The sequence below is a fragment of the Actinomadura sp. KC216 genome, assembly GCF_004348535.1.
Taxonomy (GTDB): domain Bacteria; phylum Actinomycetota; class Actinomycetes; order Streptosporangiales; family Streptosporangiaceae; genus Spirillospora.
Map to the genome: position 1 here is coordinate 1 of NZ_SMJX01000314.1, position 9519 is coordinate 9519.

At 72.5% G+C, this 9519-nt stretch carries 10 protein-coding genes; 4 read left to right on the forward strand and 6 right to left on the reverse strand.

Annotation, left to right across the window (positions count from 1 at the left end):
• The coding region (locus E1264_RS34800; protein WP_132180460.1) for a D-alanyl-D-alanine carboxypeptidase at positions 1–1280 on the forward strand (1280 nt) is incomplete at its 5' end.
• Between the two features lie 38 nt (positions 1281–1318).
• Here the strand turns inward: E1264_RS34800 and E1264_RS34805 are convergent.
• The 6 genes from E1264_RS34805 to E1264_RS34830 all read right to left on the reverse strand — a co-directional run bounded on the left by E1264_RS34805 (position 1319) and on the right by E1264_RS34830 (position 7095).
• The gene (locus E1264_RS34805; RefSeq protein WP_132180462.1) at positions 1319–2746 is read right to left on the reverse strand and encodes an aspartate aminotransferase family protein; all 1428 of its coding nucleotides are present in this window, start codon (positions 2744–2746) and stop codon (positions 1319–1321) included.
• The gene (locus E1264_RS34810) at positions 2736–4076 is read right to left on the reverse strand and encodes an MFS transporter (RefSeq protein WP_132180464.1); all 1341 of its coding nucleotides are present in this window, start codon (positions 4074–4076) and stop codon (positions 2736–2738) included. The genes E1264_RS34805 and E1264_RS34810 overlap by 11 nt, the downstream gene beginning before the upstream one ends.
• Positions 4076–4684 carry a TetR family transcriptional regulator gene (locus E1264_RS34815; protein ID WP_132180466.1) on the reverse strand — a complete coding sequence of 203 codons (609 nt, stop codon included), beginning with the start codon at positions 4682–4684 and terminating at the stop codon, positions 4076–4078. The genes E1264_RS34810 and E1264_RS34815 overlap by 1 nt, the downstream gene beginning before the upstream one ends.
• Before the next feature lie 56 nt (positions 4685–4740).
• Positions 4741–5673 (reverse strand): hypothetical protein, encoded by a 933-nt coding sequence (locus E1264_RS34820; protein ID WP_132180468.1) that lies wholly within the window; start codon positions 5671–5673, stop codon positions 4741–4743.
• Between the two features lie 112 nt (positions 5674–5785).
• Positions 5786–6415, reverse strand: coding sequence for a LysE family translocator (locus tag E1264_RS34825; protein ID WP_132180470.1), 630 nt, complete (start codon positions 6413–6415; stop codon positions 5786–5788).
• Positions 6416–6483: 68 nt separating this feature from the next.
• Positions 6484–7095, reverse strand: coding sequence for a TetR/AcrR family transcriptional regulator (locus E1264_RS34830; RefSeq protein ID WP_243711348.1), 612 nt, complete (start codon positions 7093–7095; stop codon positions 6484–6486).
• A gap of 258 nt (positions 7096–7353) precedes the next feature.
• Between E1264_RS34830 and E1264_RS34835 the strand changes: the two genes are divergently transcribed.
• The 3 genes from E1264_RS34835 to E1264_RS34845 form a co-directional block, all read left to right on the forward strand.
• Complete coding sequence (locus tag E1264_RS34835; RefSeq protein WP_132180472.1) at positions 7354–8076, forward strand: phenylalanine 4-monooxygenase; 723 nt, start codon at positions 7354–7356, stop codon at positions 8074–8076.
• On the forward strand, positions 8073–9272 hold the full coding sequence (locus E1264_RS34840; RefSeq protein ID WP_132180474.1) for a sulfotransferase: 1200 nt from the start codon (positions 8073–8075) through the stop codon (positions 9270–9272). The genes E1264_RS34835 and E1264_RS34840 overlap by 4 nt, the downstream gene beginning before the upstream one ends.
• On the forward strand, positions 9269–9519 hold a 251-nt coding region (locus E1264_RS34845), incomplete at its 3' end, for an aminodeoxychorismate/anthranilate synthase component II (protein WP_132180476.1). The genes E1264_RS34840 and E1264_RS34845, both read left to right, overlap by 4 nt.

Consider the following 9519-nt stretch of genomic DNA (forward strand, 5'->3'; position numbering starts at 1 on the left):
TCCCAGCACACCCCGCACCACCCGCGCCTACCCCGGCTGCGGTTCCTCCGCCGGTTGCGGAGGCGGGCGCGGAGCCGGGTGCGGAGTCCAAGGGAGGGCGCCGCTGGCTCGTCGTGGTCGCCGCGGCGCTGATCCTGATCGCCGGGATCGTCGTCGGGCAGCTCGTGCGGCCGGTGCCGGAGCCGTCCGTCGAGCTGGCCATCGCGTCCAGCCACTCCTTCCCGGGGCAGGCTCCTGCGTTGCCGTGGCCGTCCGCCGGGCAGTCGGTCGTCCACGTGGACGGGCTCGGCACGATGGGCACGTCGGGCGGGGCGGCACCGATCCCGACCGCCAGCGTCGCAAAGGTGATGACCGCCTACGTGTACCTGCGCGACCATCCGCTGGCGCCGGGCGAGGCGGGGCCGGTGCTGACGGTGTCGCCGGAGGCGGCGGCGCAGATCCCCGAGCGCAAGAGGCGCGGCGAGTCGATCCTCGGCGTGACCGCGAACCAGCAGCTCACCCAGCGCAAGGCGCTCGAAGCGCTGATGGTCATCTCGGCGAACGACGTGGCGCACGAGCTCGCGCGCTGGGACTCCGGGAGCCTTCAGGCGTTCGTGGCGAAGATGAACGCGACGGCCGCGTCGCTGGGGATGACGGGCACGCGCTACACCGATCCGAGCGGCTACCACTCGGGGACGGTCAGCACGGCCGCCGACCAGGTGAAGCTGCTGCGCGCGGCGATGAACGTCCCGGCCTTCGCCGAGATCGTGAACAACCGCGCGTACGTCCCGGACGACGGCGGCGAGACCCGCGAGGGCGGGAACTATCTGCTGGGGCAGTTCGGCGTCGTCGGCGGAAAGACCGGATACACCGACGCGGCGGGCGGCAACTTCGTGTTCGCCGCGCGCAAGACCGTCGCGGGCGTGAACACCCTGATCGTGGGCGCGGTGATGGGGCAGAAGTCGCCCACGGCCGCGGGTGCCGTCAACGCCGCGGGGCAGCTCGTCACGGCGGCCGGGTCGGCGCTGACCGCCGCCACCCTCGCGCCGAAGGGGGCCAAGGTCGCGCGGGTCGACGACGGCCTCGGCGGCATGACGCCCCTGCGCGCCGCGTCGCCGGTGACCGTGGTCGGCTGGGCCGGGCTGACCGTCCCTGTCGCCGTCCAGGGAGACCCGCCGCGCGAGGGCGGGCCCGGCAGGCGAGTCGCGACGGTGACGGCCGGTGCGGCACGCGTCCCCCTGGAACTGGCCCAGACGCTGGACGAGCCGTCCATCCTCAAACGCCTGAGCCGCCTCAACTGACGACCCCGACAGACGCGGTGGGCCCAGGTATGGGTGGCTCAGGCGTAGAGGGCGGAGAGGAAGCGGATCAGCAGGTCCTCGCGGGTCGCGGGCGGTAGGGCGTTCAGGACGGTGTTCACCGTGGCCATCTCCGGCTCGCCGCCGCCTCCGGACAGGTCGACGCCCACGGAGGCGAGGAGGGCGGCGAAGTCCGCGTCGTCCAGGGCGTCCAGGTCGAGGGCGGCGAGGGCCTCGGCCAGGCCGGGCGGGACCGCGGGCGGCCCGGCGGCGCGCGCGGCCTTCGCCGAGTCGGCCAGGGCCGCGAGGAGTGCCCCGATGTCGCTGACGCCGGTCAGCGTGAAGTGCAGGTTCGGCGGTATGCCCTGGTAGGAGAGCTGGGGCTGGAAGAACCAGCCGCGCGCACGGGCCTGGTCGGCGATGGCGAAGACGTCCAGCGCCGGGTCGTCGGAGGCGACGGCGACGAGCGGGACGGCGGGCTCGCCGAGGACGCGCAGCCCCGGGATCTCCGCGACGCCCGCGATGAGCCGTTCCGCTGTTTCCATCGCGCCCACGGCGAGGTCGCGGTAGCCCTGCGCGCCGACCGCGTTGAGGGTCGCCCAGGCGGCGCCGAGCGGTCCGGCGCTGCGGCTGCTCTGCACGCCCGCGTTGATCACGGTGTAGCCGGGCCATCCGGCGGAGGCGAAGTAGGCGTGGCGGCGCAGCGACTCGTCGGCGAACAGGACGACCGAGGCGCCCTTGGGCGCGTAGCCGTATTTGTGCAGGTCGCAGGAGAGGGACGTCACGCCGGGCACGGACAGGTCGAACGGCGGGACGTCCCGTCCGGCCTCCCGGAGCCAGGGCAGGACCCAGCCGCCGACGCACGCGTCCACATGGCAGCGGACGCCCGCGGAGGCGGCGACGGCGGCGATCTCCGGGACCGGGTCCATGACGCCGTGCGGGTAGGACGGCGCGGACGCGACGACCAGGACGGTCCGGGGCGTGAGCGCGGCGGCGGTCGCGGCGGGGTCGGCGCGGAACGACGCGTCGACGGGGACGTGCACGACCTCCAGGCCCAGGTAGTGCGCGGCCTTGTGGAACGCCGGATGCGCCGTCGCCGGCAGGACGATCTCCCCCCGCCCGTCCACCGGATGCGCGTCCCTGGCGGCCTTGACCGCCAGCATGATCGACTCTGTGCCGCCGCTGGTGAAGACACCGGAACCACCGCCCAGCCGGTCGGCGACCGCGCCGACGATCTGGCGTTCGAGCGCGACGATGCTGGGGAACGCGGTCGGGTCCAGGCAGTTGACCTCCAGCATCTCAGCGAAGGCGGTGGCGGCGAGGTCGTGGACGGCCTCGCGTCCGGTGTCGTAGACGTAGGCGGTGACCTGGCCGCCGCGCACGGGCAAGTCGGCGGCCCGGAGCCGGGCGAGCTCGGCGAGCAGTTCAGCGGCCGGGCGCCCGGTCTCCGGAAGGTGGTCAGACGGCATGTTCCGCTGTTTCCTCACTACGTTGGTGGACGGCGGCCAGCCGGCGGTACGCCAGCACCAGGGGGACGCTGAGAAGCAGGAGCAGCGCCGGGACGACCGTGAACCCGGCGGTCAGCCCGGTGAGCGCGGAGTCCGGCTGGAGCACGGGCTCGTCCAGGTCGGACGACCGGAACGACGACGCCGCGAGGATCAGCGCGAACACACCGGGCCCGAGGGCGAGCGCGCCCGTCTCGGCGGCCGTCCACAGGCCGGTGAAGGCGCCCGACTGCGCGTGCCCGGTCCGTCCCGTGTCGGCGTGGACGGTCTCCGGCAGCAGCGACAGCGGCAGCAGCTGGACGGCCGCGTAGCACACCCCGATCAGCGCGCTGAGCGCCAGCACGCCCGCCGTGGACGTGATCGCCGGATACAGCGCGGCGGCCGCCACCGCGAACAGCCCGAGCCCGGTCGCGTAGCAGTTGACCTGCCCGTACTTGCGCGACAGCCGTCGCCACAGCGGCACCGCGAACGCGCTCGGCCCGACCATGCAGACGAACATCGCGGAGGTGAGCCCGTAGTCGTCCAGCCGGTAGGTCGCCACGTACGGCGCGCCCGCCAGCATGATCGCGACGGCGAGCGTCTGCGCGACGTACGCGCCGAGCAGCATGAAGAACGGCCTGTTTCCACGCGCCGTGCGCAGCGCCGCCACCAGGCCCAGCGGGCGCGGCCCCGGCCGGGACGGTACCCACCGGGTCGCAACCGTGCTGGCGACCATCGCGGCGCCCATGGCGAGCCCGATCACGGCGCCCATCAGCGCGTATCCGGCGCGCCCGCCGCCGCCCGCGTCGGTCAGCGCGGGGGCGAGGCCGCCCGCGAGCAGGATGCCGAGCGTCAGGCAGACGACGCGCCACGCCATCGCGCGGCCCCGCTCGGACGGCTCGTCCGACACCTCCGCGGGCAGCGCCACATACGGCACCTGGAAACAGGCGAAAGCACTCGCGGCGAGCAGGAACGTGACCCCGGCCCAGCCCGCGGCGAACCCCGGGGAGTCGACCGGCACGGCGAACATGGCGGCGAACAGGAACGGCAGCGTCACCGCGCCGAGCAGGAGCAGCCGGGTGCGGCGGCCGGTCCGCACCGCCTCCCGGTCGCTGGCCGCGCCGACGATCGGGTTGAGCAGGACGTCCCACGCCTTCGGCACCACGAGCACCACGCCCGCGATGGCGGCGGAGACACCGAGGACATCGGTCAGGTAGTACAGGAGCAGCAGCCCGGGAACGGCCGAGAAGACGCCGGTGCCGACCGACCCGATGCCGTATCCGAGCAGCCGCCGCCGGGGCAGCGCGCCCGCCATCAGACGGCCTGGGCGGGCAGGCCGATCACGGTGGCGACGAGGCGGCGTATGTGAGCGCGGAAGCGGGCCAGCTCGCGCGGGTCGTCGCGGCCGTGGCGGCGCCCGTCGGCGTCCAGGACGCCGCCGCTGAAGAACCCGTGGGTGCACCAGACGACCGTCCACACCACGTACTCGATGTCGACGTCGTCGGGCACGACCTCGCCGGCGACGGACGCGACCATGTCGGTCAGCGGCCGGACGTACTGCTCCTCAAGGTGCGCGACGTCGGAGGCGTCCGACAGCCAGCGATGCATCCACAGCGCGGGGATCTCCGGGTGGTCGACGCAGAAGTCGATGTAGCGGTCGGCGAGGGTGAGCAGGCCCTCCGCGTCCAGGTCGACCTCCGCGAGGGCGTCCTCCAGGGCGGCCCGTTCCGCCAGGTGGGCGCGCTCCATGACGGCGAGGTACAGGTCCCGCTTGCCGCCGACGTGGTAGGCGACGGTCGCGACGTTCAGCCCGGCCGCCTCGGCGATCATGCGGGTGGACGTGCCGTCGTAGCCGAGCGCGGCGAACAGCCGCCCGGCCGCGTCCAGGATGCGCTCCCGCCCGCCGGAGTCGCTACTGGTCATTCACCACAAACTAGACGCTTCGCCAGGAACCGGTCAATCGATTGATGGAGGGACGTTCAGGCGTTCCGCATCCCGCTGATCCGCCAGCCGGAGCCGTCGCGGACGATCGTGACCCGCAACGCGAGATCGCCCCGTTCGGACGGGACGATCTTGGTCGTGTAGCCCTCCGTGACGGTCTCGGTGATGCCGAGGTTGAGGTAGACCAGCAGCTCCGCCGAGTCGTCGTCCTGCCGGATGATCCCGACATCGACCGCCTGCCCGTTCCCCGTCCCTCCGGGAGCACCCGCCCGCCGCCAGATCCGGTCACGGTCGGCGACGGCGGACCCGGTCAGCGCGGCCCGCCCCTCGCCCCTGGCCAGGTCGGTCATCATCCTCCGGGCATCCTGGAGCATCAGAAACTCCCGCGACGGCGGCCCGTTGCCTACCGTCGACGACAGCCATAGAACCCCGCCGCCCGGTGCCTCCATCAGGTCGGAGATGCGCCAGCCGTGCGGGGTGAGCAGCATGAACACCCGGAGCCTCCGCACCCTCTCCACCGGCGGCCCGCCAGGCTTGGCGGAGGTGAGGCGCACCACGGCCATCAAGTAGGCCCGGCCCTGGCCGGTGCCGTCGGGCCCCAGCGCGGACATCGGCACCACCGTCGACACCCGCGCCGCCGACAGCGTCTCCCGCTCCCGCAGCATTCGCGCGCGGGTGGCGGCACGCCCCCGGCGAAGCCGATCATGTTCGGCGGCGGTGGTGGCCCGCTCCCAGGCGTCCAGGTGCTGGTCGACACGGGCGGGGTCCATGGTGTTAAGCGTGACGAGCTGCCGCGCCGCCGTGTCGGCGATCACCGGACGGCTCGACGCCGGAAGCTGCCAGGCCGATTCGCCGGTGCCTGAGCCCGCCACGTCGGGCCCGAACGCGGCCCAGGCCAGCGAGCCGGACAGCACGAAAGCGATCGCCAAGGTGGACGCCTTCGACCATTCCTGCATGCCCTTCCAGCCCATGGCAGACCTTCACCCCGTTCATCGAGCCGACGCCGCCGGCCACCCGCGGCGCCGACCATGATCGCCCAGGCGCCTGCCGCGCCACAGGCGATCGGCGAATCCCGGACGCCGCCTAGCCGCGGCGGGCGCTGGGCCCCGCGAAGACGGCGGCGGCGCCGAGCCCCAGGTAGACGACTCCCGTCGCGTACCGCTGCCGCCGCTGGAACGCGGGACGGGCGCGCAGCCACGCGCCGATCGAGCCCGCCGCGACCGCGTACACGATGTCGCTGCCCAGGCCGATCAGCGCGAGGACGGCCCCCATCGCGACGATCTGCAGCGGCACCGCGCCCGCGTCCTGGTCGACGAACTGCGGCAGGAACGCCAGGAAGAACAGCACGACCTTCGGGTTGAGGACGTTGACGAGCACCCCGTCCAGAAAGACCCGGCGGAGCGACTGCGGCTCAAGCTCCATCTCCCCCACCCCGTGCCGCCCGCGCAGCGTCCGGTAGGCGAGAAAGAGCAGGTAAGCGGCACCCGCGTAGCGCAGGAAACCGAACGCGGTCGCCGACGCGGCGACGATCGCGGACAGCCCGGCCCCGGCCGCCACGATATGGACGACCGTCCCCGTCTCGACGCCGAGCGCCGACACGATCCCGGCCCGGCGCCCTTCGCCGATGCTGCGCGCCGTGATGTACAGGTGGTTGGGGCCGGGGATGGCGACGAGCGCCAGCGCGGCCAGCAGGAACAGCAGAGGATTGGTCACCCGAGCACGCTACGAACTGAAAAGGCCCCCGTAACAGAGCCAATCGCCCCCATGCCGCCAGGACCAATTCAGCGGGCGGCCGCCGCGGTGAGCGCGCCCGCCAGGACCAGCCGTCCCGCCGTGCGGACCATCGCGGCGACCTCCTCGACCGGCTGGCGCAGCGACGCGAGGCTGACCAGGGCGGCGAGCAGGACATGCCCGAGGACGAGCTCGACGTCCTCCCGCTCCGGCACCGGGTCGCCGATCGCCGTGGACAGCCGGTCGCGCAGGAACAGGAACAGGACGGTGCGCGGACCGTCCACGCTGGCGTCGTCCGAGGTCACCGCCTGGATGATGGCCGAGGTCAGCGTCGGCTCGTCCGCCGCGACGTACACGATGCGCTCCAGCAGCGCCGTGAGCCGTTCGAGCGGGGTGTCGCCGACCGCGAGCGCCTCGATGTCGTCGGTGACGCGATGCGCCCAGTCCGCCGCGACCTCGGTGAGCAGGTGGTCCTTGGTGGCGAAGTAGCGGTAGACGGTCGCCCGCCCGACCCCCGCGCGGTCCGCGACGTCGTGCATGGTGACGGCCGGGTAGCCGCCCTCAAGCGCCAGCTCCCGCGCCGAGTCGATCAGCCGCTCCCGCCGCTCCCGCTGGTCCTTGTTCAGCGTCCGCGTGACGGTGAACCGCTCGCCGTCGTTCAAAACACCTCCTCGCCGCAACCAAGCCCCATTCTTCCGTACGTTCACCCCGAACGCCTCCATCCCGGGCATCCCACCCCGCCGCCGCTGTGCGGCGGAACACGGTGGTCCGGCCGCCTGCCCCGGAACCTCTGATCAACCCGACGCATTATGCGACCAAAAAAGAAGTAAGCGGAGTTTGCCCGCCAACCGCCCGGGCAGGTGGGAATCGCCAATGTTCGAGGCCGGCGGCCAGGCGATAATGAATAGGGGCGATGGACTATTTTTCAGGAATATGACACTTACACGGCCGACGACCATGCGACGTGGGAAAGGCTCTATTCGCAGCAGTTCGATGCGCTGCGCGAGCGCGGACATCCATCGCATGGCGCCGGGCTGGAGGCCTTCGGCATATCAGAGCGCATTCCCGATCTCACCCGGCTCAACGAGCGGCTCCGAGCGTCGGTCGGGTGGACGGTCGAGCCGGTGGCCGGGCAGGTGCCGGGCGAGGTGTTCAGCGGACTGCTGCGCAGCCGCCGATTGCCGACGACCGTCCATATCCGTTCTCGCACGGATCTGAAACACAGCAAGGTGCCCGACATGTTCCACGACATCTTCGGCCACGCACCGCTGCTGTCCATTGCCGCCTACCGCGAGTTCCTGGAGAGGTTCGGCGAGATATCGGGCGGGTTGCTGCACGACAGGGCCGCGTCGGCCCGGCTGGGGAACGGGTTCAAGTGGACGATCGAATACGGCCTGATTTCCGAGGACGGCGTCCGCGCCTACGGGGCCGGGCTGATGTCGTCGGCCGGCGAACTCGATCACGCGCTGGACGCGGGCGTCCCGAAACCGCCGTTCGACCCGCGCGCCGCGGTGGGCACCCCGCATACGCCGGCCGCGTACCAGCGCCAGTACTTCGTCATCGGCGGCTTCGCCGAACTCGGCGAGCACCTTGAGCACATGGCACGCCATGCACAGGTCCCGGCCAAGGGAGGGCGACGATGATCGTGACCGGGCTGGAGTACTACCGCGAGGGGATCGACGCGCTCGACGAGACGATCGTGCGCGCCCTCGCCCGCCGCGTCGCGATCTGCCGCGATGTGGCCGAGTTCAAGGCGCGCACCAAGACGCCGATGATGCAGCCGCAGCGGGTCGGCGTCGTGAAGCACCGCGCCGCGGACCTCGGCGAACGCTACGGCCTCGACCGCGCCTTCGTCGAACGCCTCTACGACCTCGTGGTCGAGATGACATGCCGGACGGAGGACGTGCTGATCGAGTCGCTGGCGAGCGCCCCGCCGGCCCCTCCCCCGGTGTTCATCGGCGGCGAGAACCGTTCCGGCACCACGCTGGTGAGCCTCATGCTCGACTCCCACCCCGGCATGGTCGTCGGCCCCGAACTGGACTTCACCGATCCGGAGGATCTCGGACCGCATCTGCTCGAATGCTGCCGGCTGCTCCTCGCCGACGATCCGCGCGTCCGCGGCCACGGCGTGCGGACCGCCGATCCCGCCTACGAGGCGGGGGTGCAGTTCGCCCGCCAGGCGCAGCGGTGCGGCGTCCCGATCGCGGCGCTGTGCGGGCTGGTCGAGACGGCGATGCGCCGCAGCGGCAGCGACCTGCACACCTACGACCAGCGGCTGGCGCTGCTGGACGCGATCGGCCGCACCCGCCTGGCGGCGACCGGCAAGCGGCGCTGGGGCATCAAGATCCAGCGCGAGATCGCGCACGCCGACCGTTTCGTGCGGCGATGGCCCGGTGCGCGCTTCGTGCATGTGGTGCGCGACGGCCGCGATGTGGCCGCCTCCCAGCGCAGCCAGCCCTGGGGGTACCGCTCGATCGGGGACGCGGCGGCGGGCTGGGCCGGTCTCGTCAACGCGGTACGGGACGTCGTACCGCGAAAGGACTGCTACGAGCTTCGCTACGAGGACCTCGTGGCGGATCCGGAGGCGGTGCTGCGCCCGCTCTGCGCGTTCCTGGACGAGCCCTGGGACGCGCGCGTGCTCCGGCACGCCGACTCCGACCACGCCCTGTCGGCCAACCCGTTCGAGCATCCGAGCGCCGAGGCGGCGCGCCGGCCGGTCAACGACGCGTCGGTCGGCCGCTACCGCCGCGAGCTCAGCGAGCGCGACATCGAGGACTTCGAGCGGATCGCGGGTGATGCCCTGCAGCGGCTCGGCTACCCGACGGCGGTCCGGGCATGACGGGAATCCTGCTGGTGGACAACTACGACTCGTTCACCTACAACCTTCACCAGCTGCTCGCGCGGATCTCCGGTGACCTCCCCCTCGTGGTGCGCAACGACGCCCTGTCGCTGGAGGAGGTCCGGGACCTCGCCCCCGACGCCATCGTGCTGTCCCCCGGGCCGGGCCACCCCGGCGTCGCCCGTGATGTGGGCCTGTGCGCGCGGATCCTCGCCGAGCTGGACGTTCCCACGCTCGGCGTGTGCCT